The organism is Sphingorhabdus sp., assembly GCF_044374345.1.
In the GTDB taxonomy this organism is placed as follows: domain Bacteria; phylum Pseudomonadota; class Alphaproteobacteria; order Sphingomonadales; family Sphingomonadaceae; genus Sphingorhabdus_B.
Genome location: NZ_JBILOS010000029.1, coordinates 1 through 23700, shown reverse-complemented (window position 1 = coordinate 23700; position 23700 = coordinate 1). Strand labels below are relative to the sequence as shown.

The following is a 23700-nucleotide window of genomic DNA, read 5'->3' as shown; positions in this document are numbered from 1 at the left end:
CCGGTTTGCGCGGTCACGGGATTGTCGTTGACCAAAGCTACGGCGGCACCTGTCATTAAAAGCGCGGTGGTAACTGCATAAGCGTAACGCACGGATATCATTCCTCTCGTATATTCATCTGGGCAGCAGGCCCGAAAGTCCGCCATTCGATGGCGTGGTAAAGCTTAACGCCAATTGAATGGATGCCATCCAATTGGCCAAAGTCATCCGTCGTTCGACTAACGCCCGGTACGGAATTTCTCAAGATACGCGTTTTGCGGCGACAAGATGATGTTGCTTGATCCTTCGCCATTTTGGAAAGTCTGGCGATAGCTCTGCATGGCGCGATAGAAGTCGTAGAAACCCGGATCCTTGCCATAGCTTATGGCATAGATGCGTGCGGCTTCGGCTTCGGCGTCTGCGCGGATAATCTGCGCTTCTTTCTGGCCCTCGGCATCAATCGCAATCGCTTCCTGATTACGCGCGCTGCGCATCCGGTTATAGGCCGACTGCAACGTTGCTGCGGGCAAATCCGCGCGCTTAATGCGGACATCAATGACTTCAGCGCCATATTTCTTGGCTTCGCGGTTCAACGCTGTCTGGATATTTTCCATAACTTCGCCGCGCTCGGCACTCAGCAAGGCAACAAAGGTGCGCTTGCCCAATTCGTTGCGAAGCGATGAGCCCAATATTGTCTTCAACTGCTCGCGCAGGCGATCTTCGGTACGGATGGTCCGATACATGACATCCGGTTGCGTGATGCGGAACCGGGCAAAAGCGTCGACTTGCAGACGCAGCTGGTCCGTGGAAAGCACTTCCTGCTGATCCATTTCGACGCTCAACACGCGCTTGTCGACAATCTGGATTTGTTCAACAAAAGGGATGCGGAAGGTGAGGCCCGCGCGCGTTTCGCCAAATCGTTCGTTCGGACGATATTTGTTCACAACGCGGTCAACCTTGCCGTAGCTGCTGATAATCGCTTGTTGTGTTTCGGGGACGATGGTGACCGACATGCTCCACAAAATGAGCGCACCGATACCAATCAATGCCAGATAAATCGGGTTTCTGATGATATTCGTCATCATTGCTTTTTTCCTGTCACAACAACGGGTTCAGCCTTTTGCGCGGCCTTTTTCTGAAATTCAGGGAGCGGAAGGTATGGCGTCACGCCACCGGTTTCGACAATCGTCTTGTCGACCTTGCCAAGCACCTGCTCCATTGTTTCATAATATAGCCGCCTTTTGGTGACTTCGGGCGCTTCACGATATTGCACATAGATTTTGTCAAACTCGGCAGTTTCACCCAAGGCCAACTCGGTAACGCGGCTGGCATAAGCACGGGCATCGTTCAGATAGCTTTCGCGGCGTTGTTGCGCTGCGTTTACTTCGCGGAATGCATCATTCACTTCCGCCGGTGGGTCTGACTGACGGATCGAAATGCTTTGCACCAACACACCAGAGCGATATTCGTCCAATATCTGCTGCATGCGGCGGCGCACTTCCAATTCGATTGCGCCACGGCCGGGGCCAATGGCTTGGGTCAGATCAAAATTGGCAACGGCGGCGCGCATGGCGCTTTCCGCGACTTCCTTGACGGTGCCTTCAGGGCTGTCGAGTTGAAACAGATATAGCGATGGGCTCTTGATCGACCAGCGGACGTCATAGGCCATATCGATGATACTCTGGTCTTTGGTTAGGACCAGATTTTCGCTGCTTGCCTTGGGCGAACCGATGGAGGTCGTCTGGATCTGTTTGGTATCAACTTTGGTGATACTCTCAATGGGCGAGGGCAGCGTGAAACGAATGCCGGGCTGCACCGTGCGGGCAAATTTGCCAAGCTGGGTTACAACGCCCTCTTGTTCCGGGCCAATCCGGTGGATCGTTGACCAAGCGAGCCAGAGCACGAGAAAGCCACCGGCGATAATCGGCCACCAGCTTTTGCCATCCGGCCGTTGCGGAAGACCACCAAAGCCACCGCCTTTGCGGCGCAGCAATTCTTCCAGTGACGGGCCACGGGTCCGCGATTGTTTCGCCGCACCTTCCGGTGTCGGGTCCCACGGATTAACCGGATCAGGCTTTGATCGGCCACCTTTTTCATTTGCGTTACCGGATGTACCGGTGTCGTGGGAATCGTCTGAATCCCACGGTCCTTTGCCTTCTATCGCCAAAATATGTGACCCCTGCTCGTCAATTTTTTTGCTCATAAAGTCTATGTAGTAGCGGTTTTTCAGAAAAACAGTGTCAATCCCGCAATTCTGAATCTATTCGGCATGATATGCCAAATATTGAACATTTTTCTCATATAATTTCTACCGTTGCCGGCGCACGCGCGAGCGGTTTGAAAATCACCGATGGCGCGGTTTCGCTTATGCTCGATGTGTCGGGATTGAACGCGGATGCGCGCGCGCAAATGGAGGCCGATGTTCGCAGCGCCGTTGAACGCGCAGGGGCGACGTCGGTTCGGATCATGTTGACGGCGGAGCGGATTACGCCGCGCTTGATCGCTGTGGCCAGCGGCAAAGGTGGCGTGGGTAAATCAACGCTGTCGACGAACCTTGCCATCGCCATGGCGCGGAACGGCCGATCGGTCGGGCTGGTTGATGCCGATATCTACGGTCCATCACAACCACGTTTGATGGGTGTTGAGGGCGTGAAGCCTGAAGCCGAAGGCAAGAATATGATACCCGTAATGGGCGCTGGCGGCGTGCCTTTCCTGTCGATGGGCCAGTTGGTCAATCCGGGCCAGGCCATTGCGTGGCGTGGCCCGATGGCGGGCAATGCCCTGTCGCAGCTTGTCGATGCCAAATGGGGTGATGTGCGCGACATCGTGGTCGATATGCCGCCGGGTACCGGTGATATCCAGTTGTCGATGATCCAAAAGCACAAGCCCGTCGGTGCCGTGATCATTTCCACGCCGCAGGATTTGGCGTTGATTGACGCCACCCGCGCCATCAGCTTTTTTGACACCGCGAAAGTCCCGATCATTGGGCTCGTTGAAAATATGGCAGGTTACCTCTGCCCACATTGCGGCGAAATGAGTGATCCTTTTGGTTCCGGCGGAGCGGAAGCCGCTGCAAAGGAACTGGGCATTCCGTTCTTGGGTCGCATTCCGTTGGATATCAAAATCCGCATGGCAAGCGATACGGGCAATCCGCCGGCATTGGATGAAGGCCCCATTAGCGATGCCTATGCCGCGATTGCCCGGCAAGTGTCCGCATGGGTGGATGCGCCAAAGGCCGCGCCTGCATGACGGAAGACGCAGGGGCAAGCGAAGGCATTAGCCGCCGAAAGCTGCTCATTGGTGGCGGCGCTGGCGTCGGCTTGCTTGTGGCTTGGGGCCTGTGGCCACGCCGCTATACGCCCAATTTACGGACGGTAGAGGGCGAGCATCTTTTCGGACCATGGCTTAAAATAGCCGAGGACGGCAAAATCGTCGTGGGCGTTCCACAAAGCGAGTCTGGCCAAGGCGTGTATACGGCATTGGCGCAGATTGTCGCCGGAGAGCTTGGCGCTGACTGGCGGTCGGTGGCAGTGCAACCAGTGCCGCCAAGTCCGATATTCGCAAACACATTATTGGCGCGCGAGTGGGCCCCGGCATTCATGCCCGAAAACCTCTCGCTCAACGCAGAGGGCGGCCCCGTTGCCAGCGGCATCAATGAACGCGCGAGACGCGACGTCTTTGTGGTGACCGGCGGATCATCTTCCATAAGGCAATTTGAACAGCCATGCCGTGAAGCTGGCGCAGCGGCCCGGGCGGTCTTGTGTCAGGCCGCGGCAGCGCGCTGGGACATTTCATGGGAACAGTGCCAAACGGACCGCGGCTTTGTGGTCTTTGGAAAGAGGCGCCTCGCATTTGCTGATCTTGTCATCGAAGCATCAGAACTCGCGCTGCCATCGCCGATTCCGCTGAATTCTTCGCCGCGCAACCGCCTTTCGGGCCGTGACGCGCCGCGGCTCGATCTGTCTGCCAAGGTGGATGGTAGCGCAAGCTTTGCGGGTGACATTCGTTTGCCCGATATGCTTTACGCGTCGGTCCGGGGCGGTCCTGCGGGCGACAGTAGGTTGAAATCTGCCAACACAAAAGCGGCGCTGAAAATGCGCGGCGTGGTGCACGTGGCGCGGACCAAAAGCTGGGTTGCCGCAGTGGCAAGCAACTGGTGGGCAGCCAACACCGCGCTCGATGCGATGAAGCCCGTCTTTGCGACAAAAGGTGGCTTGGCGGACAGCCAGAAAATCGGTCAGTCGCTCAGCGACGCCATCGCCAAAGGCCCCGGCTTCCGTGCCTTCAAATCAGGCGACGTTGACGCTGCAATGGCACCCGAGACTGCAACGCGCATTTTTAAAGCCGACTATTCGGTGGGTGCGGCGGTGCACGCCCCTATTGAAACACGTTCAGCGACGGCGGATTATCGCAATGGTCGTCTGCAATTATGGATCGCATCGCAAGCGCCTCAGGCCGCGCGCGTTGCCGCAGCAAACGCCATTGGCATCGATGTAAATGATGTCGTTCTCTACCCCGTCATGGCGGGCGGAAGTTTCGACCGCAATTTTGACAATGTGATCGCCGCGCAAGTCGCGGTCATTGCCAAGGAAGTGGGCCGGCCGGTGCAACTGGTCTGGTCGCGTCCTGAAGATTTCCTGCGGGATCATGTCCGCACACCGGCGCTGGGCCGTTTATCCGCCGCGATAAATGCCGACGGCGCAGTAACCGCCATGAGCGTGCGGGTGGCCGCCGCATCCAGCATGCGTGAGCTTGCAAACCGGATCGATGGGCAAAGCGTTGACGCAGCGCGCAAGGCGTCCGCAGGCGAATTTGATGCGCTGGCGTTGCGCGGTGCGGAGATACCATATGCCATTCCCAATCTGACGATTGACCATTTCCCCGTGCGCATGCCGGTGCCAACCGGGCCGTGGCGCAGCCTTGCCAACAGCTACAACTGCTTCTTCGTCGAAGGTTTCATTGACGAACTTGCCCAAAAAGCTGGCGTCGAGCCCTTGTCGTTTCGCATGCAAATGCTTGTCGGCCAAACGCGGCTTGCCCGATGCCTGACGGGCGTCGCCAATATGGCGGGATGGGACGGGGGCGGCTCAGGCAGCGGACGCGGCATCGCTTGTCACAGCATGCGCGGCAGCCACATTGCCGTTATTGTAACGGCGCGTACCAGCGAAACGGGCGTGCGTGTCGACCGTATTCATGCGATGGCGGATTGCGGGCGGCTCATTAATCCCGATCTCGCGCGCCAGCAGATTGAGGGCGGCATTGTGTTTGGATTGGCGCAAGCCTTGGGTTCCACAACCGAATTTCAGGACGGCCTGCCAACCGCCCGCCGTCTGCGTGATGTGGACTTGCCGAAATTGGCCGACGTGCCGGAAATCACCGTTGAATTTGCGCGCAGCGATGCGGCGCCGGGTGGTGTCACTGAACTTGGGGTGCCGCCAGTTGCCCCCGCACTTGCAAACGCTTTATTCTCCGCAGCCGGAATACGTTTGCGTGAACTTCCATTGCTGTCCCGGGGACTATAATGACCTTACCAATTGACCACCCACCCGTAGCGACGCCCAAAGTCGGCGTCCTGCTGGTGAATCTGGGTACGCCAGACGCACCGACGACGTCAGCGGTGAAGCGCTATTTGAAACAGTTTTTGTCGGATCGACGCGTTGTCGAAATTCCGCCTTTGCTGTGGCAACCGATTTTGCGCGGCATCATTTTGAACACCCGTCCGCAAAAATCCGCGCAGGCATATGCCAAGGTATGGACCGAAAAAGGATCGCCGCTCGCATTTTTCACAGCCGGGCAGGCGGAAGCGTTGCAGGCGCGTATGGAAGGGATCGCCGATGTGCGGTACGCCATGCGTTATGGCAATCCGTCCGTCGCTGACCAACTGGCCGCGATGAAAGCGGCGGGGTGCAACCGGATTTTGATTGCGCCATTATATCCGCAATATTCGGGGGCGACGACGGGTACTGTGCTTGATGAGGCATATGCCACGCTCACCGCCATGCGATGGCATCCGGCGATCCGGACGCTGCCGGCGTATCATGATGATGCACGCTATATCGGCGCGTTGAAGTCGTCGATTGAAGCGTCGCTTGCGAAACTGGATTTCGTACCCGACGCGCTTGTGATCAGTTTCCACGGGATGCCGGAACGGACGCTCCATTTAGGCGATCCCTATCATTGTCATTGCCAAAAAACCGCACGGCTTCTGTCGGAAGCCATGGGCCGCGCGCTTGTTGTGAGTTTCCAATCGCGTTTTGGGCGGGCAAAATGGCTTGAACCCGCCACGGACGACACCCTGATGAAGCTTGCGCGCGAGGGGACGAAGAAAGTCGCGATCTTTGCACCGGGCTTTTCGGTCGATTGCCTCGAAACGCTCGAAGAGCTCGCGATGCAAGGGCATGAGCAGTTCGAAGAAGCGGGCGGCACACATTATGCCTATCTGCCGTGCTTGAACGACAGCGATATCGGCATGGATATGCTTGAACAGATTATCGCGCAGGAACTCGCGGGCTGGATCTAATCGTTGGCACAGCGTGGCTGCGGCTTTTTTGTGCTAACGTTTACGGCAACTTGCACTTGTGCCCTTGTCCATTAATCATGGTGGAAATAGCGATGAGGAGAGCAATGCATGTCACGAATTGCGGTGGTTACAGGTGGAACCAGAGGTATTGGCGAAGCGATCTGTTTGAAGCTTCAGGAAAAAGGCCGGATGGTCATCGCCAACTATGGTGGCAATGACGCGGCTGCGAAGGCTTTCTCAGAACGCACCGGCATTGCAGTGCGGAAATGGGACGTGGGCGATCATCAAAGCTGTCTGGATGCCTGCGCGGCGATTGAGGCGGAGTTCGGACCGATCGACATCATGGTCAACAACGCGGGCATCACCCGCGATGCGACGATGATGAAGATGACATTTGAACAATGGGACGAAGTGATCCGCGTCGACCTGACCGGATGTTTCAACATGGCCAAGGCGGTCTTTGCCGGCATGCGCGAACGCAAATGGGGCCGCATCGTGAACATCGGCTCAGTCAACGGTCAGGGCGGCCAAATTGGTCAGGTGAATTACGCGGCCGCAAAATCAGGCATCCATGGCTTTACCAAGTCGCTTGCCGCTGAAGGTGCGCGTTATGGCGTGACCGCCAATGCGATCGCGCCGGGCTATATCGGCACCGAAATGCTGTCGACCATCCCGGAAAATGTGATGGAAAAGATTGTCGCGCAAATCCCGGTTGGCCGATTGGGTCAACCCGACGAAATCGCCCGCGGCGTCGAATTTTTGACGAGCGACAATGCAGGCTTCATCACCGGTTCGACTTTGTCGATCAACGGTGGCCAGCACATGTATTGATGGTCGTCGGCGGGTGAGCGACATTTATCATCCGCCCGTAAAGCGCAGCATGACGTTGGCGGGGCACCAAACCTCCATCAGTCTGGAACCGCTTTTCTGGGACGCGTTAAAACGGGCTGCCGAGCAAAAGGATTTGCCCGTCAATGCGCTGGTCGCGCAAATCGATGTTGAGCGTCTGGAATCAGGCACGCCCTGCGGGTTGGCGAGTGCGATTCGATTGTGGGTGATGGCGAACGCATAAAGGGTTCGGTCACATCGGCCTGTCCGGTCGGTTAAAGCCCCGCTTCGACGGCTATGCGGACGGCATCTGCCGCATTCGACGTCGACAGTTTCTTGAACATCAGCATGCGGTGCATCTGAACCGTTTTTTCGCTTAAGGACAATCGATAGGCAATCTGCTTTGTCCGGAAACCACGGGCCATCTGCTGCAAAATCTCGCGTTGGCGGGGCGAAAGTCGGTCAACAATCTGTGCAGCCTGTTGTTGCCGCACCAGCCCAATGCTCTCCTCTTCGGGTAGCACTTCGATTTGGGACCCGACGAACAGTTCAAGATTCCCATCATTGTCGAACAATGGCGCGATCATCACCGCGTTGCGAAAGGGGGATCCGTCTTTCCGGTAGTTAATGAGTTCTGCCAGTGCAGAATGTTGCCCTTGCACTGCCGAGCGCAGCTTTTCCGTCTGGCCATTTTCGGTGTCCGGACCGCGCAAGAAACGGCAGTTGCGACCGATGACTTCGTCTTCTGCATAGCCGGTTAGCGCACAAAAAGCCGCATTCACCGCAATCAGGGGATTGTCTGGCTTGGTGGGGTCGCTGACGACGGTTGCGATGGGGCTAAAGCGGATCGAATCCAAAACTGGATGACGCGTGGCTTGGCTTGGCTTCGGATTCACATTCGATTTCACTTTGATGAGAGATGCCGCAAAAATATCAATGTGGCAACTGTTCCTTGAATGCGACGCTCCGATTCGAATGGCGCTCGTTAGTCTGAGCCCACCCGCTCAACATCCGCGCCGACAAGTTGAAGCTTTTCTTCTAGCCGCTCATAGCCTCTGTCGAGGTGGTAAAGACGGCTCACATGCGTTTCGCCCTCTGCGACCAAGCCAGCGATCACGAGGCTCATAGAGGCTCTCAAATCGGTTGCCATCACAGGCGCGCCCGTCATTTTCTTCACACCGTGGACAATGGCGGTACGGCCCTTGGTTTCGATATGCGCGCCCATACGGTTGAGTTCGGGCACGTGCATGTACCGGTTCTCGAAAATCGTTTCGGTCAGGACACTTGCGCCGTCCGCCATGCACAGCATGGCCATAAACTGTGCCTGCATATCGGTCGCAAAGCCGGGATATGGCGCGGTTGAAATCGTCAGCGGCTTTAATTTGCCATCGGACGCGATGCGGATCCCGCCTGCCGTTTCTTCTACGGTGACGCCTGATTGGCGCAGCGCATCCAGCGTTGCGTCCATTTCGCTCGCCTTGGCGCCGACAAGTTCAATATCGCCGCCGGTAATGGCTGCGGCGCAGGCATAGCTGCCCGCTTCGATCCGGTCGCTCATAACGCGGTATGTCGCGCCATGCAGACGGTCTTTGCCATGAATGATCAGGTCGGATGTGCCGATGCCTTCAATCTGCGCGCCCATCGCGACAAGCAAATTGCACAAATCGACGATTTCTGGCTCGCGCGCGGCATTGTGCAGAACACATGTGCCCTTCGCGAGGCTGGCCGCCATCAATGCATTTTCGGTCGCGCCCACGGACACGACAGGGAAAGTATAGGTCCCGCCGGGAATGCCTTTTTTGGCGACCGCCTTCACATATCCTGCTGCAACTTCAATTTCGACGCCAAAGGCTTCCAGCGCTTTTAGGTGAAGGTCGATTGGCCGGTTGCCAATGGCGCATCCGCCGGGCAGCGACACAGTCGCTTCGCCCGCGCGGGCAAGCATGGGGCCCAAAACCAGAATCGACGCGCGCATTTTGCGGACGAGGTCATAGGGCGCGATGTTTGTGGTGATACGCGTCGCTTCGAGCGTCATTACGCGGCCGAAATCTTCGGGGCGTGATCCGGCAACCGTCGTCGAAATACCGAACTGGTTCATCAAATGCTGAAAACCGTCAATGTCGGCCAAGCGCGGCAAATTGCGCAAGGTCAGCGGCTCGTCGGTCAGCAACGCGCAGGGTATCAGCGTCAATGCGCTGTTCTTTGCGCCTGAAATGGGAATCTTGCCCTTGAGCGTATTGCCGCCGCGTACGATTATCTTATCCATCGCAGGGTATTTAGCGGGAATCGATTGCGGCGCAACTTAGGAATTGGAAGTCACGACGTCGTGAGTGCAATCTCAAGCTGACCCAATCGTTCTTTGCCCCAATATATGTCGTCGCCGACAAAAAATGTCGGGACGCCAAATGCCCCGCGTTTGGCGGCATCTTCGGTATTCGCGATCAATTCTGCTTTCACCGCCGGATCCTCGGCCTTGGCGAGCAATGCTGCACTGTCGAGGCCCGCTGCATCCAGAACCGAAGCGACAACCTGTGCATCGCCCATGTCCGCGCCGTCTTCCCACATCGCCGCCATCACTGCGTCCACATAAGGCGCAAAGCAGCCCAGATGCTGCGCGGCAACAGCGCCACGCATCAGTTGCAGTGAATTGATAGGGAAGCGCGGGTTCATTTTGAACGGCAGCGCATGTGCTTTGACGAAGCGGTCGAATTCCAGCATCTCATAATTGCGTTTTGCAGGCGTCTCCGCATAGCGCATGAACGGTGCTTGGTTGTTCGTGAGCTTGAACAGTCCCCCCAGCGAAATGGGGATATAGACCGCTTCAGCGCCCGTACGCGCGCAGATATCGGGCAGCATCTTGTGCGTGAGATAGCTGTTGGGTCCGCCGAAATCGAACAGAAATTGGAAGCTTTTGGTCATCAAAAATTCTCCGTCCATGGCCGTAAATCCATCTCATGCGTCCACGCGCTTCGGTGTTGCTTGTGTAATGCCACATATTGCAGCGCAATCGCATCAGGCGACAACACGCCGTCAGCCGCCTTGGCCGCTTCGAAATTGGGGTGAATGCCCCTGATAAAGGCGGTGTCAATGCCGCCATCAATGATGACATGCGCGACGTGAATATTCTTCGGCCCAAGTTCGCGCGCCATTGACTGCGCCAGCATGCGCAGCGCGCCTTTTGCACCGGAAAAGGCCGAAAAGCCGCTTCCGCCGCGGATGCTGGCAGTTGCGCCGGTGAAAATGATTGTTCCCGACTGGCGCTCAACCATCCGGCGTGCCGCCTCGCGTCCCATCAGAAAACCCGCAAAGGCCGCCATTTCCCAGACCTTGCGATAGACTTGGGAAGTCATATCCAGAATTGAGAAGTTCACATTGGCGCCGATGTTGAACACGGCAACCTCAATCGGGCCCACATCGCGTTCAATCGCGTCGACCATTGCCACGACTTCTTCTTCGATACGCGCGTCTGCGGGATAGGCGCGGGCAGCATAGCCTTCGGCATGAATGGACTTTACCAATTCTTCCAGCTGGTCCGCATTGCGGGCGCGCCGGTTGACACAAGCGGTGTAACCTTCGCGGGCAAAAGCCTTTGCTATCGCGCCGCCCGTTGCGTCACCTGCGCCAACGATCAATGCTGCTGCCATATTATTTCTCCTTGCATGATTGGATGGCTTGCCAGCCCGGAATTTGCAACCGATAGTCGGCCGATAAAGTCTTGGGAGAGAGAATAATGCGTTTGAAATATGGCCTGCTGTGCGCATTTGCACCGTTGCTATTGGCTGCGGCCCCAGCGCAAACGACGGACGTCATCCTAACGGGCGGGTCGATACTCACCATGGCTGGCAATCAGCCGGAGTTTGTTGAGGCCATATTGCTGCGCAACGGCAAAATCGCCGCGCTTGGCACGCTCGCCACGGTCAAAAAAGCTGCCGCCAAAAAGGTCGAATTGGTGGACCTGAAAGGGCGCACCGTTCTGCCCGGATTTATCGATGCGCATGGGCATATGGGCTATGTCGGGCAGAATGCAGCGATGGCGCAATTGCAACCACCGCCGGTTGGGATCGTTACATCGATCGCAGAGTTGCAGGACGCGCTGCGCCAATATTCACGTCCCGATGGCATGCCGCTGATTATCGGCAATGGCTATGACGACTCGCAACTGGCCGAACGGCGCCATCCGACACGGGCGGATCTGGATGCGGTTTCCAGCAATGTTCCGATTCTGATACTGCATGTCAGCGGGCATTTTGCGGCGATGAATTCGCCTATGCTGAAACTGGTTGGCTATACCCCAGAAACGCCGAACCCGCAGGGTGGAGTAATCCGGCGTGAGGCCGATGGCAAAACGCCCAATGGCGTGCTGGAGGAAACGGCGCTCTATCCCGTGTTGAAGGTGCTGACACCGCCCAGCTTGGATGCCAGCATTGCGCCGCTGGTGACGGGTGCCAAAATCTATGCCGCCAACGGTATCACCACCGGGCAGGACGGACGGATCATGCCGGAAAGCTGGGCAGCGATGGATGAGGCCGACAAGCGCGGGCTATTCCCGATTGATGTCGTGGCGCTGACCTCTTTTGAACGTGACTGGCCCGCGGCGGTGCGTGCGCGGATTGGCAAGCCCTATCCAGCGGGCGGGCATTTGCGCATTGGCGGCATTAAATTGACGCTTGATGGTTCGCCGCAGGGACGGACGGCGTGGTTAAAAGACCCGGTACCCATCCCACCACATGGCCAGAAAGAGGGCTATGCCGGTTATCCGGCGATTGATCTGAAATTGTTCAACGGCAAACTGGCGGATGCCGCACAAAATGGCTGGCAGGTGTTTGTCCATGTCAACGGCGATGCCGCGGCGCAGGCCTTGATCGACGGGGTCCGGGATAACGGTCTAGCAGGTAAACGCACCATCGCCATTCACAATCAAGTGGTTCAACTGGATCAGCTAAAGGATATGAAGGCGCTGGATATCCAGCCCAGCTTTTTTGCCAACCATACTTATTATTGGGGCGACTGGCACCGCGATGTAGCCCTTGGGCCCAAGCGCGCTGATTTTATCTCGCCACAGGCAACGGGCTGGGCACTGGGGCTGCGCCCGACGGCGCATAATGATTCCCCGGTTGTGCCGCCCGACATGATGCGGCTGGTCTGGTCATCGGTGAACCGGCTGACGCAAAGCGGCGATATATTGGGGCCAATGGAGCGGATATCGCCCTATCGCGCGTTGCAACAAGTGACGATCAATGCCGCGTGGCAAATCGGAGAGGACGGGGACAAAGGCAGCCTATCGCCCGGGAAGCGTGCGGATCTTGTTGTTCTGGACGGAAACCCGCTGACGGTGGACGCGGCCAACATATACAGCATCAAAGTGGTTGCGACGATTAAAGATGGCAAAACAATATATGGGTCGTTGGGTTCGCCGCGCGAACCATAGGTCCAGACCCTAGTCTTTTTCCAACGTACATTGCAGCGGGTGCTGATTTTTTTGGGCGAAGTCCATGACCTGAGTCACCTTGGTTTCGGCAACTTCATAAGTGAAGATGCCGCACACGCCGACGCCTTTTTGATGGACATGTAGCATCACGCGGGTGGCCTGATCTGTGTCCATCTGAAAAAATGCCTTCAACACATGAACGACGAACTCCATCGGCGTATAATCGTCGTTGAGCAGCAGGACTTTATACAGGCTGGGCTTTTGGGTCTTTGGCCGCGTACGCGTGGCAAGGCCGACGCCGGGTGTGCCCCCTGATTTGTCGTCGTCATCATGTGCCATGTGGATCTGCATCACTCTAAAATAGGTCAGGGTAGGGTGCCTGTGCAACCCCTGTTCCATATCAATTTCCATCGGCTAAAAAGAAACCGCCCTTTCCGCAGGGGAAAGGACGGCTCTTTTATGATTGCGCTAGCGTGTCTCGGTTGCCCACCACCATAAGGAGGAGAGAGAGAAGGCAGCGGACGCGAAATGCACCAGCGCAATGACCTCGGAAAACTTATGCAGCTTTCTTGAAAAGCTCAGTCGTTACCGCGATGCGGTTCGAAATCGGCTGGAACATTTCGTTTACCAGCTTGACCATCGCTTCTGTGTTCTTCGAACCCTGCGCTACTGCAGTGTCAAAGCCCTTGCGTGCAAGTTCACCCTGCAGCTTCACGAAATCGGTTGGCGTTTTGACGGCAGTCAATTCTTTCACCGCAATCTGAACATCTTCGAAGTTCTTCTTGGCGAATTCGATGTTGGTCTTGCCCATTTCCTGAGCGCCCTTGGCAACGATCTTGCCGGCTTCAACGATGGCTTCGACGTTGGCTTTGTTGAATTCAACGGCTTCAGCCGCGAACTTCTTGCCTTTTTCAGTCGCTTCGCTTGCCTTTTCACGCACGTCAGCGAAAAACTCGGTCGCCTTTTCAGCGGTGGCTTTTACAGTGTCAGTCATATTCGTCACTCCTTGAGCAATCGGTTCAGATCCAACAGACACGGCTTTCTTGGCCGGTAAAGCAGCAGGTTTCGCAACCTTCTTCTTTGCAACGGTGCTTGGTGTAGCTTTCGCAGGCGCAGCCTTCGACGCCGTTGGTTCAACGGTTTTAGTCGAAGACGTAGCTGCTAATTTGCGTACCATGGCGTGCACCATTTCTGTTGTGTTGCAGTGCACAATAAAGATTCGTGCACGCACTGTCAACAAAAATGTTGCACTGCACAATAAGTTGAATTGGCGCGTTAATCCGCCAATGTCAGGCGTTCAAAACGCTCATAATGATGGTCAGCCGAACCAAATTGGCTTTCGATCATCGTCGCGCGCTTGAAGAAATGACCGATGGCCAGTTCCTGCGTGATGCCGATGCCGCCATGCGTTTGAATGGCGCTTTGGCCCACGAACTTCGCGGCGCGCGATACCTTCGCCTTACATGCCGATACCGCAGCCATACGCTCTGCCGCTGGCAAATCGAGCTTCAGGGTAGCCATTGTGGTCATGGATTTTGACTGTTCAACTTCCATGAACATATCGACCATGCGGTGCTGCAATACTTGGAAGCGCGAAATGGGCTGACCGAACTGGTTGCGCTGACGCGCATATTCCAGCGTATCCGAATGCAACTTGGCGGTAACACCGCAGGCTTCTGCACAGACGGAAACCGTTGCTTCGTCAACAATGCGCTCGATCAGCGGAAGGCCAGCGCCCTCATCACCCAACAACGCGTCACCGGGGATCGCAACATTTTCAAAATAGACTTCAGAAGCCTGGAACCCATCAACGGTGGGATAGTCGCGGCGGACGATGCCAGCGCTATTTGCGTCAATCAGGAACAGCGACACGCCATTGGCTTCGCTGCCTGAACCGCCGGTGCGGGCGGTGACCAGCAAATGTGTTGCCCAAGGGGCGGCGTAAACCACACCCTTATGGCCGTTCAACACATAGCCTGCGCCGTCTTTTTTCGCGGTCGTGCGAATGTTCGCAAGATTATAGCGACCCTGTGGTTCCGCATAGGCAAATGCGATGATGACGTTGCCACCAATGATTTCTGGAATGACGGCATCGGCAATCGCGCCGCCAACAGCCTTCAACGCACCACCGCCAAGAACGACCGTCTGTAGATAAGGTTCGATCGCGATGACCTTGCCCAATTCTTCCATGATCAAAGCATTTTCGAGGTGGCCGCCGCCAAGTCCGCCATGGGCTTCGCTAAATGATGCACCAAGCATGCCGAGATCTTGCGCCAGTGCCTTCCAAATGCCGGCGTCACGTCCGCTGGCGCTGGCAATCATCTTGTTGCGGCTGTCAAAGTCATATGTGTCCGCCAGAAAGCGGCTCAGGGTTTCGCGGATCATGTCCTGCGTTTCGGTGTAGCTGAAATCCATTATAATTATCCTGTCCAGTGGTCCGTCATGCTGAACTTGTTTCAGCATCTTAATGTCAACGATGCGCATTAAGACCCTGAAACGCGTTCAGGGTGACGGCAAAATGTTAGATTAAATACCCAGCACCATCTTGGCGATGATGTTGCGTTGGATCTCGTTGGAGCCACCGTAAATCGTCGTCTTGCGGGTGTTGAAATAGGTCGGAGCAGCGCGATGCGCGTAATCCGGACCAATTGGATGTTCGTTGTCGCCTTCGCCAAATCCGCGGAAATAGGGCGCGCCATAATGGCCGACTGCTTCCAATGCGAGTTCGGTGATCCGTTGCTGGATTTCAGAGCCCTTGATTTTCAGCAAGCTGGATTCAGGGCCAGGGCCCTTGCCCGCTGCTTCGCCCGCAAGGCTACGCAGTTCGGTGAATTCCAACGCGGTCAGATCGATTTCAAGTTCCGAAATCTTACGCTTGAAAAATGGGTTGGCGATCAATGGACGGTCACCGTCCTGCTCTGTGCGTGCAATCGCTTTGATCTTCTCAACGCCACGCTTCGAACGGGCAACGGCGGCAATGCCGGTACGCTCATGCGCCAGCAAGAACTTGGCGCAGGTCCAGCCCTTGTTTTCTTCATAGACGCGGTTTTCAACGGGTACGCGGACGTCTTCCAACCATACTTCGTTGACTTCATGCTCGCCGCCCAAGGTGATGATTGGGCGAACAGTTACGCCAGGCGTCTTCATGTCGATAAGAAGGAAGCTAATGCCTTCCTGCGCCTTGGCATCGGAATCGGTGCGGACGAGGAAGAAGCCCCAGTCAGCATGTTGCGCCATTGTGGTCCATGTCTTTTGACCATTCACAACATAATGGTCGCCATCGCGGACGGCCTTTGTACGCAGTGAAGCAAGGTCCGAACCTGCGCCAGGTTCCGAATACCCTTGGCACCACCAATCGTCGCCGGACAAGATGCCAGGCAGGAAGCGGGCTTTTTGTTCCGGCGTGCCGAAGGTGTAGATGACGGGTCCGACCATCGATAGGCCGAATGGCATGGTGCCGACGCAATCCGCAGCGGCGAGCTCTTCGGACCAGATGAAGCGTTGCGTTGCGGTCCAGCCAGTGCCGCCATATTCGACAGGCCATGCTGGTGCGATCCAGCCTTTTTTCGCAAGGATGCGATGCCATGACAGAAAATCTTCTTTCGAAAGATCATGCCCTTCATCTTGCACCGAACGGAGATTCTCGGGATAATTTTCGGCGATGAATGTGCGCACTTCCTGTTGGAAGGCGATTTCTTCGGGACTAAATTCCAATTGCATCACGATTCTCCTAAAAAAAGCTGAATCAGAACTAGTGAACGTTTACGTAAACGTCAACTGAATCTCATCGCGCTTTTACATAGCTTCCCGGGGCAGATTCCAGCGCCTTCAACGCGCCTTCACCGGCTATGCGTGCACCCTGTGCAGGGACTTTTGCATCACCCTTGTCCAGCAGCCAAACAAGCCAATCGGGCCACCAGCTGCCCTTGGTTTCGGTGGCGCCGTCGATGAATTCTTCGAGCGAGCCTGCGGTGCCTTCGTTGGTCCAATATTGATATTTGTTTTGCGCCGGAGGGTTCACCACACCCGCAATATGTCCGCTGCCGGCCAATAGGAATTTGACCGGGCCGCTAAAGTGTTCCTGCAGCTTCCACACGCTTTCGGCAGGCGCGATGTGGTCTTCACGTCCGGCCTGAATAAAAGAAGGCGTTTGCACGCGACGCAAATCAATCGGCGTACCCAGCGCAGATAGACTATCCGGATCAACCAGACGGTTATCGCGATAGAGGTCCGCGAGATAGGCCTTATGCCATTTTGCGGGGAGATTGGTGACGTCGCCATTCCAGTGCAGCAAATCGAACGCAGGGTAATCTTCACCCAGCAAATAATTTTTGACGACCGTCGACCAAATCAGGTCCTTGCCGCGCAGCATGTTGAACGTCAGCGCAAGGAAGCGACCGTCCAAATAGCCATGCGGCGCACTCAACGTTTCGACCATCGCGATCTGGTTATCGTCGATGAAATTCAGCAGCTCGCCGCCCGTGCTGAAATCGACTTGCGCGGTAAAGAATGTCGCGCTGCGCACCTTGTCGGCACCGCCTGTTGCGGCGAGCACGGCAAGCGTCGCTGCCAAGGTCGTTCCTGCAACACAATATCCTATCGCATGCACATCTGGCACGCCAAGGCCGTCGCGTACGGTATCGATCGCATCAATCTGCGCCGCGATATAATCGTCCCAGATGATGTCCTTCATCGAGCTATCAGCAGATTTCCAAGACACGACAAAAACGGTGATGCCTTGGTCAACGCAATATTTGATGAAACTTTTTTCCGCTGTCAGATCGAGAATGTAGAAGCGGTTTATCCATGGCGGAAAGATAATCAGCGGCGTTGCCAACACGTCCGGGGTCGCCGCGTCATATTGGATCAGCTGGTATAGCGGCGTTTGATGCACTACCTTGCCCGGCGTTGCCGCGATGTTTTCACCCAGCCTAAAGGCAGAGGAATCAGTGTGCGTCAGCTGACCGCGTTGCAAATCTGTCATCAGGTTCTGCATGCCCGCCATCAGGCTTGCGCCGTTGGTCTCTATCGCCCGTTGTAGTGCGACGGGGTTGGTGAAGGGCGAATTTGCGGGGCTCATAGCCTCTATTATGCTACGCACAGCAAAGCCCATTTTTGCTTTGTCACTATCGGCGACGCCATCCAGCTGGTCAGCCGCGCCTAGCATATAGTCAGACATCACCTGATATCCCTGACGCATCAGGTCGAAAACGGGATGTTCCCATTCAGGTGCAGCAAAGCGGTGATCCGACGGGTCAACGTTGCCGCGACCGGCCTTGGCCAGTGGCGCAAGTATCGTCCCCCACGCGTCCATCGCGGCGCGATATGCCCTCATTGGGTCAGCCGCAGAGGCTGCCGAACCCTCAAGCATTTTGGCGAATTGGTCGAGATCCAAGAAGGGGGGGAATTTCGGTGAATCGGCCATATTCAATGCATAACAAATGTCACAAAATTGTCGAAGATTGTTTTGTTGTGCGGCGCAGCATGGACATTAGGTAAAAAAGGGCGCAAAGGCGCGCCATAATGACGTTTGAAAATCTTCCCCCGCTTCTTGATGAAGCGCTCACCGCTCGTGGCTATACTGCTTTAACCCCTGTTCAATCTGCTGTCATGACAGCTGAGGCCGACGGCCGCGACCTTGTCGTGTCGGCCCAGACTGGATCAGGCAAAACCGTTGCTTTTGGCTTGGCCATGGCACCGCAAATCCTTGATGGTGGACTGGTCAGCCTTGCGCGCGAACCCGCCGCACTCATCATCGCACCAACGCGCGAACTGGCCTTGCAGGTCAGCCGCGAACTCATGTGGCTATATGCCAAGGCTGGCGTCCGCATTGCTACCTGCGTTGGCGGCATGGACGCGTCGAAAGAGCGCCGCACGCTGAATCAAGGCGCACAAATCGTCGTCGGAACCCCCGGCCGTTTGCGCGATCACTTGGAGCGTGGCGCACTTGACCTTTCCGCTTTGAAGGTCGCGATTCTCGACGAAGCGGATGAAATGCTCGACATGGGTTTCCGCGAGGAACTCGAAGAAATATTGAACGCGACGCCCGAAGGCCGCCGCACTTTGCTTTTCTCGGCCACGATGCCGAAACCAATCGTGTCGCTGGCCAAGCGTTACCAACAAGACGCCCTGCGCATCTCCACCGTCGGTGAAGACCGCGGCCATGGCGACATCAGCTATCAGGTTGTAACGGTCGCTCCACCGGACATTGAGAACGCGGTTGTGAACTTGCTGCGTCTGCATGAGGCCGAAACGGCTATCCTGTTCTGCGCGACGCGCGAAAATGTGCGCCGCCTGCATGCCAGTCTGACCGAGCGCGGCTTCAATGTGGTTGCGCTGTCGGGTGAACATTCGCAGTCCGAGCGCAATCACGCGCTTCAGGCGCTGCGTGACCGCCGCGCCCGTGTATGCGTTGCCACCGACGTTGCCGCCCGCGGTATCGATTTGCCCAACCTGTCATTGGTGGTCCACGTTGAATTGCCGCGCGATGCCGAGGGGCTTCAGCACAGGTCCGGACGCACCGGCCGTGCGGGTCGTAAGGGGACTGCCGTTCTCATCGTGCCCTATCAGCGCCGCAAGCGCGTTGAATCGATGTTGCGCGGCGCGAAGATTGAAGCAGACTGGATTAAAGTCCCGACTGCCGCAGATATCCGCGCCAAGGACCATGAACGTCTTCTCGAAACACTTTTGACACCCGTTGAAGTTGAAGACGAAGATCGTGCGTTGGGTGCAAAGCTGCTCGAAACGATGTCGGCTGAAGACATCGCCGCCGCACTTGTTCGTGTGCATCGCGCCAAAATGCCACAGGCAGAAGACATGCTGGATGACGGCACGCGCGAACGTCCACGTGATGACCATCGCGCAGGATTTGACGATTCTGTTTGGTTTAAGCTGAACGTAGGCCGCCGCAACAACGCAGATCCAAAATGGATATTGCCGCTGCTGTGCCGCCGCGGCGGTGTGACCAAGAACGACATTGGTGCCATCCGGATTGCTGCGAACGAAACCCATGTGGGTATCGCTGCTGCCGCTGTTGCAAAATTTGCCAAAGCAATCGCGCAGCCGGGGCATGAAGAAGACAATGATGTTGAGATCGTGCAAGCCAGTGGCCCGCCACGTGAAGCTGCGCGTGAAAACAAGCGCATGGGTCGTGACAGAGGTCGCGATGGGGGCCGCGATGGTGGCCGCCCGCAACGTCCCCAATTGGGCGTCAATCCACGTGGCGATGGACCGCGCGGTGATGGCCCGCCACGCGGCGGTCCACGTGGCGGATCCAGCCGTGACGGTGTACGTCCATTCCGCAATGATGGGCCACCGCCGTCAAAGCATGGCGTGCGGCACAAGGCGAAAGGCAATCGGCCGCGCTAATCCGCGGACCGAAAGCTTTTTCTGGAAATGCGCGAAAACTTCGCGCATGAGGGTGGCTCTGTAAACAACTAACCGGAAACGGGAGCCAATGTCCGAAGAATTCTACCGCATCAAGCGTCTGCCACCTTATGTTATCGCTGAAGTTAATGCGATGCGTGCGGCGGCCCGTGGTGCGGGAGAGGACATTATCGATCTGGGCATGGGCAATCCTGATTTGCCCCCGCCACCGCATGTCATCGAAAAACTGTGCGAAGTCGCGCAAAAGCCCGATGCCCATGGCTATTCGGCTTCCAGAGGTATTCCCGGCCTCCGTAAGGCGCAGGCCAATTATTACGCGCGCCGCTTTGGGGTTGATGTTGATCCCGAAACCGAAGTTGTCGTGACAATGGGTTCGAAAGAGGGGCTCGCAAGCCTTGCAACCGCTATCACTGCGCCGGGTGACGTCGTATTGGCGCCGAACCCAAGCTACCCGATCCACACGTTCGGTTTCATCATCGCGGGCGCGACCATTCGGTCAGTCCCCACGACGCCTGATGAAAATTATTTCCGGTCGCTGGAGCGCGCCATGGCGTTTACAGTGCCGCGGCCTTCGATATTGGTCGTCAACTATCCGTCGAACCCGACTGCAGAAACCGTTGATCTGGCTTTTTACGAACGATTGGTGGCTTGGGCGAAAGACAACAAGGTCTGGATATTGTCCGATCTTGCTTATTCGGAACTGTATTTTGACGGCAACCCGACCCCGTCGATTTTGCAGGTGAAGGGCGGCAAGGATGTGGCCGTTGAATTCACGTCATTGTCCAAAACCTATTCGATGGCAGGATGGCGTATCGGTTTTGCCGTGGGCAACCGCGAACTGATAGCTGCGATGACGCGCGTCAAAAGCTACCTCGATTATGGGGCATTTACGCCCATTCAGGCGGCGGCGTGCGCTGCATTAAATGGCCCGCAAGACATCGTTGAACAAAATCGTCAGCTCTATCACAAGCGCCGCGATATCCTTGTGGAGGCATTTGGCCGTGCTGGATGGGATATTCCCGCACCAAAGGCGTCGATGTTCGCATGGGCACCATTGCCACCTGCGCTTGCGCATTTGGGGAGCCTTGAGTTTTCCAAACAGCTGCTGACCGAAGCAAAGGTCGCGGTCGCGCCGGGCGTGGGATATGGCGAAGACGGTGAAGGCTATGTCCGCATCGCTATGGTTGAAAACGAGCATCGCCTGCGTCAGGCCGCACGTAACGTGAAGCGTTATCTGCAATCGATGGGGGTCAACACCCCTGGCCAATCAAAGGCAATCTGACATGGCGCGGAGCGAGTTTGCTTTCCATCACCGTTTCCGCGTGCGCTGGTCAGAGACGGACGCGCAGGGCGTCGTTTTTAACGCGCGCTATCTGGATTATGCCGATGTTGCGGTGACCGAATATTGGCGCGAGGCGAAATTCCGCGATTATGCCGATGGCGCGCCTTTGGAGTTTCATGTCAAAAAGGCGACCGTCACATGGTTTGCGCCGATCAAGCCGGACGAGCTTATTGAGGTTATGGCGCGAACGGTTGCGACTGGGCGGACGAGCATGACCCAAATCGTCGAAATCCATGGCATTACCGAAGATGGCTCAGACGATTTGCGCGCAACAGTTGATCTTGTCAGCGTGCATGTCGACCTTGACACGCATCGCCCCATTCCCTTGCCACATTGGGTGAAGGATGTTTTCCAGAAGTTCGATCAACAGGCTGCTACCCCAGCAGCTGTAATGGCCGACGCGTAAGACGGGTTGGGCATGCGCACGAACGCCCGTTTGAGCTTTCTGGCCATCATCGCGGTTCCACTGCTATTTGTGAGCGGCTGCTCGCCAGCGGGCACCGCAGACGAACGAAGCGAGAGTGCGGAAGCATTCCCGCGCGCGGAACGTCTAGTCTCCACAGCGGGTGATACCGAATTTTCGACTGAGGCCGCACGTGATGAAGCCGGTGAGGCCGAATTCGTGATGGATTGGGCCGGGATTCAGCTTGGGACCACAGTGGCGGATATCGGGGCCGGCGAGGGCTATTACACCATCCGCCTTGCGGACCGCGTTGGCCCAAAAGGGCGCGTGCTTGCGCAGGATATCAATCGGGATGCGCTTGACCGACTGGGCGCGCGGGTCACACGCGAACAGCTCGATAATGTTGCCATCAAGGAAGGCGCTCTGGATGATCCCCGCTTGCCAGAAAACAGCTTTGACCGCATTTTCATGGTGCACATGTACCACGAAATAGCCGAGCCCTACGCGTTCCTATGGCGCATGCGGCCTGCGCTCGCCAAGGGCGGACAGGTCATTGTTGTAGATCGCGATCGTCCCACCGCCCAACATGGTATTCCGCCAAAACTGCTGTTCTGCGAATTTGATGCCGTGGGCTATCGTTTGACCGGCTTTACCGAGCAATTGAAATTGGGTGGATATATCGCCCGCTTTGAAGTCAGCGGGAAGCGGCCTGAGCCGTCAAAAATTAAGACATGCGCGTCGCGCTATCCGCAAAACTAAACCAAAAATTTCGGTGCGCTTAATCGCCGTCAAAACCTATCAGCGATCCGACCCGAACGCCTTGGGCGCGCAACTTGGCCGCGCCGCCAAGGTCAGGCAGGTCAACGATGAACAAAGCTTGTTCAACCCTGCCGCCGCCTTGCTGGATTAAGTCAACGCCAGCGAGGGCCGTGCCACCCGTGGCAATCAAATCGTCGACCAGCAGCACTTTCTGGTCAGGCTGCACATGGCCGACATGCATTTCAATGCGGTCGGTGCCATATTCGAGCGTGTAATCCGTGCCGATTTTCTCGCCCGGCAGTTTACCGGGCTTACGCAGCATCAATTGGCCAAGGCCCAGCACATATGCCAGAGCAGACGCCACGATAAAGCCACGTGCCTCAATACCAGCGACAAGCTGCGTATCCGGGTCCACCAGCGCCGCGAGCCGGTCAATGGTCATGCGATAGCCGTCTGCGTCGAGTAGCAGGCTGGAGACGTCGCGGAACATGATACCCGGTTTGGGATAATCCGGAATGTTGCGAATCAGGGCGGCGAGATCGGCGTTGCTATTCATGCGTCATGACTGCCCGCAACCCTCAGGATTTTCAAAAGAAAAGGGCCGGAACCTTTGTGTTTATTGATGCCGAACGCGCGGCCATAAAAAAGGGGCAGCCTATTGCTAGGCCGCCCCATTTTATATCCCTTAAGGGAAACCGAATTACTTCAGTTCGACGGTTCCGCCGGCTGCAAGGATCTTCGCCTTGATGTCTTCGGCTTCTGCCTTGTTTACGCCTTCCTTGAGTGCCTTTGGAGCGGCCTCAACAAGAGCCTTTGCTTCGGTCAGACCAAGGTTGGTGATCGCACGGACTTCCTTGATGACTGCAATCTTGTTGCCGCCGTCGCCGGTCAAGATAACGTCAAATTCAGTCTGCTCTTCAGCAGCTGGTGCAGCGGCACCAGCAGGTGCAGCAACAGCAACAGCAGCAGCGGCGCTAACGCCCCACTTTTCTTCCAAAGCCTTAGCAAGTTCAGCCGCTTCAAGAACGGTCAATGCCGAAAGTTGGTCTACGAGC

The 23700-nt window shown here is 56.5% G+C and carries 23 protein-coding genes; 10 read left to right on the top strand and 13 right to left on the bottom strand.

The genetic code is table 11. The features are described from left to right. Nucleotides 1-218 precede the first annotated feature (218 nt). Both hflC and hflK read right to left on the bottom strand, forming a co-directional pair. Entirely contained in the window at nucleotides 219-1061 is an 843-nt protein-coding gene (gene hflC, locus ACIQ5B_RS04690) for a protease modulator HflC (RefSeq protein WP_395628266.1), read from the bottom strand. Beyond that, on the bottom strand, nucleotides 1061-2182 hold the full coding sequence (gene hflK / locus ACIQ5B_RS04685) for a protease modulator HflK (RefSeq protein ID WP_397598014.1): 1122 nt from the start codon (nucleotides 2180-2182) through the stop codon (nucleotides 1061-1063). Before hflK ends, hflC begins: the two co-directional genes overlap by 1 nt. Nucleotides 2183-2253: 71 nt before the next feature. Here hflK and ACIQ5B_RS04680 point away from each other — a divergent pair, with 71 nt between their 5' ends. The 5 genes from ACIQ5B_RS04680 (at nucleotide 2254) to ACIQ5B_RS04660 (ending at nucleotide 7571) form a co-directional block, all read left to right on the top strand. Next, entirely contained in the window at nucleotides 2254-3228 is a 975-nt protein-coding gene (locus ACIQ5B_RS04680) for an Mrp/NBP35 family ATP-binding protein (protein WP_397598013.1), read from the top strand. Next, a complete protein-coding gene (locus tag ACIQ5B_RS04675) occupies nucleotides 3225-5501 on the top strand; it encodes a molybdopterin cofactor-binding domain-containing protein (protein ID WP_397598012.1) in 2277 nt (758 codons plus the stop codon). Before ACIQ5B_RS04680 ends, ACIQ5B_RS04675 begins: the two co-directional genes overlap by 4 nt. After that, nucleotides 5501-6499, top strand: coding sequence for a ferrochelatase (hemH, locus tag ACIQ5B_RS04670; RefSeq protein WP_397598011.1), 999 nt, complete (start codon nucleotides 5501-5503; stop codon nucleotides 6497-6499). Before ACIQ5B_RS04675 ends, hemH begins: the two co-directional genes overlap by 1 nt. A 108-nt stretch (nucleotides 6500-6607) precedes the next feature. Further along, entirely contained in the window at nucleotides 6608-7330 is a 723-nt protein-coding gene (gene phbB / locus ACIQ5B_RS04665; RefSeq protein ID WP_333569295.1) for an acetoacetyl-CoA reductase, read from the top strand. Nucleotides 7331-7343: 13 nt separating this feature from the next. Beyond that, complete coding sequence (locus ACIQ5B_RS04660; protein ID WP_397598010.1) at nucleotides 7344-7571, top strand: ribbon-helix-helix domain-containing protein; 228 nt, start codon at nucleotides 7344-7346, stop codon at nucleotides 7569-7571. A 31-nt stretch (nucleotides 7572-7602) separates the two neighbouring features. On the opposite strand, the gene ACIQ5B_RS04655 is transcribed toward ACIQ5B_RS04660, so the two are convergent. From ACIQ5B_RS04655 to ACIQ5B_RS04640, 4 genes are all read right to left on the bottom strand, one after another. Next, a complete protein-coding gene (locus ACIQ5B_RS04655) occupies nucleotides 7603-8235 on the bottom strand; it encodes a LuxR C-terminal-related transcriptional regulator (RefSeq protein ID WP_397598009.1) in 633 nt (210 codons plus the stop codon). A gap of 77 nt (nucleotides 8236-8312) precedes the next feature. After that, nucleotides 8313-9593: a UDP-N-acetylglucosamine 1-carboxyvinyltransferase gene (gene murA / locus ACIQ5B_RS04650; protein WP_324479545.1), complete on the bottom strand. Its 1281-nt coding sequence runs from the start codon at nucleotides 9591-9593 to the stop codon at nucleotides 8313-8315. A 50-nt stretch (nucleotides 9594-9643) separates the two neighbouring features. Further along, entirely contained in the window at nucleotides 9644-10264 is a 621-nt protein-coding gene (locus ACIQ5B_RS04645) for a 2-hydroxychromene-2-carboxylate isomerase (protein ID WP_397598008.1), read from the bottom strand. After that, nucleotides 10246-10971, bottom strand: coding sequence for an SDR family NAD(P)-dependent oxidoreductase (locus ACIQ5B_RS04640; protein WP_397598007.1), 726 nt, complete (start codon nucleotides 10969-10971; stop codon nucleotides 10246-10248). Before ACIQ5B_RS04640 ends, ACIQ5B_RS04645 begins: the two co-directional genes overlap by 19 nt. A gap of 86 nt (nucleotides 10972-11057) precedes the next feature. On the opposite strand from ACIQ5B_RS04640, the gene ACIQ5B_RS04635 reads away from it, so the two are divergent. Then, nucleotides 11058-12755 (top strand): amidohydrolase, encoded by a 1698-nt coding sequence (locus tag ACIQ5B_RS04635; protein WP_397598006.1) that lies wholly within the window; start codon nucleotides 11058-11060, stop codon nucleotides 12753-12755. 9 nt (nucleotides 12756-12764) lie between these two features. Here the strand turns inward: ACIQ5B_RS04635 and clpS are convergent, their stop codons facing one another. From clpS to ACIQ5B_RS04610, 5 genes are all read right to left on the bottom strand, one after another. Then, nucleotides 12765-13094 carry an ATP-dependent Clp protease adapter ClpS gene (gene clpS, locus ACIQ5B_RS04630; protein ID WP_322788758.1) on the bottom strand — a complete coding sequence of 110 codons (330 nt, stop codon included), beginning with the start codon at nucleotides 13092-13094 and terminating at the stop codon, nucleotides 12765-12767. Between the two features lie 217 nt (nucleotides 13095-13311). Beyond that, nucleotides 13312-13749, bottom strand: coding sequence for a phasin family protein (locus ACIQ5B_RS04625; RefSeq protein WP_397598005.1), 438 nt, complete (start codon nucleotides 13747-13749; stop codon nucleotides 13312-13314). A gap of 281 nt (nucleotides 13750-14030) precedes the next feature. After that, nucleotides 14031-15170 (bottom strand): acyl-CoA dehydrogenase family protein, encoded by a 1140-nt coding sequence (locus ACIQ5B_RS04620; RefSeq protein WP_397598004.1) that lies wholly within the window; start codon nucleotides 15168-15170, stop codon nucleotides 14031-14033. A gap of 111 nt (nucleotides 15171-15281) precedes the next feature. Beyond that, nucleotides 15282-16475, bottom strand: a complete 1194-nt coding sequence (locus ACIQ5B_RS04615; RefSeq protein WP_397598003.1) for an acyl-CoA dehydrogenase family protein — start codon at nucleotides 16473-16475, stop codon at nucleotides 15282-15284. A 64-nt stretch (nucleotides 16476-16539) separates the two neighbouring features. Beyond that, nucleotides 16540-18198: a PHA/PHB synthase family protein gene (locus tag ACIQ5B_RS04610; protein ID WP_397598015.1), complete on the bottom strand. Its 1659-nt coding sequence runs from the start codon at nucleotides 18196-18198 to the stop codon at nucleotides 16540-16542. An 80-nt stretch (nucleotides 18199-18278) separates the two neighbouring features. Here ACIQ5B_RS04610 and ACIQ5B_RS04605 point away from each other — a divergent pair, with 80 nt between their 5' ends. The 4 genes from ACIQ5B_RS04605 to ACIQ5B_RS04590 all read left to right on the top strand — a co-directional run bounded on the left by ACIQ5B_RS04605 (nucleotide 18279) and on the right by ACIQ5B_RS04590 (nucleotide 22645). After that, nucleotides 18279-20123 (top strand): DEAD/DEAH box helicase, encoded by a 1845-nt coding sequence (locus tag ACIQ5B_RS04605; RefSeq protein ID WP_397598002.1) that lies wholly within the window; start codon nucleotides 18279-18281, stop codon nucleotides 20121-20123. Between the two features lie 88 nt (nucleotides 20124-20211). Further along, a complete protein-coding gene (locus tag ACIQ5B_RS04600; protein WP_397598001.1) occupies nucleotides 20212-21423 on the top strand; it encodes an LL-diaminopimelate aminotransferase in 1212 nt (403 codons plus the stop codon). A 1-nt stretch (nucleotide 21424) separates the two neighbouring features. Further along, the gene (locus tag ACIQ5B_RS04595) at nucleotides 21425-21889 is read left to right on the top strand and encodes an acyl-CoA thioesterase (RefSeq protein ID WP_395629261.1); all 465 of its coding nucleotides are present in this window, start codon (nucleotides 21425-21427) and stop codon (nucleotides 21887-21889) included. Between the two features lie 12 nt (nucleotides 21890-21901). Further along, nucleotides 21902-22645, top strand: a complete 744-nt coding sequence (locus ACIQ5B_RS04590; protein ID WP_397598000.1) for a class I SAM-dependent methyltransferase — start codon at nucleotides 21902-21904, stop codon at nucleotides 22643-22645. Between the two features lie 19 nt (nucleotides 22646-22664). Here ACIQ5B_RS04590 and ACIQ5B_RS04585 read toward each other — a convergent pair whose 3' ends face one another. After that, nucleotides 22665-23201, bottom strand: coding sequence for an adenine phosphoribosyltransferase (locus ACIQ5B_RS04585; RefSeq protein ID WP_397597999.1), 537 nt, complete (start codon nucleotides 23199-23201; stop codon nucleotides 22665-22667). Between the two features lie 144 nt (nucleotides 23202-23345). Beyond that, a partial coding sequence (gene rplL, locus ACIQ5B_RS04580) for a 50S ribosomal protein L7/L12 (protein WP_397597998.1) occupies nucleotides 23346-23700 on the bottom strand: 355 nt, incomplete at its 5' end.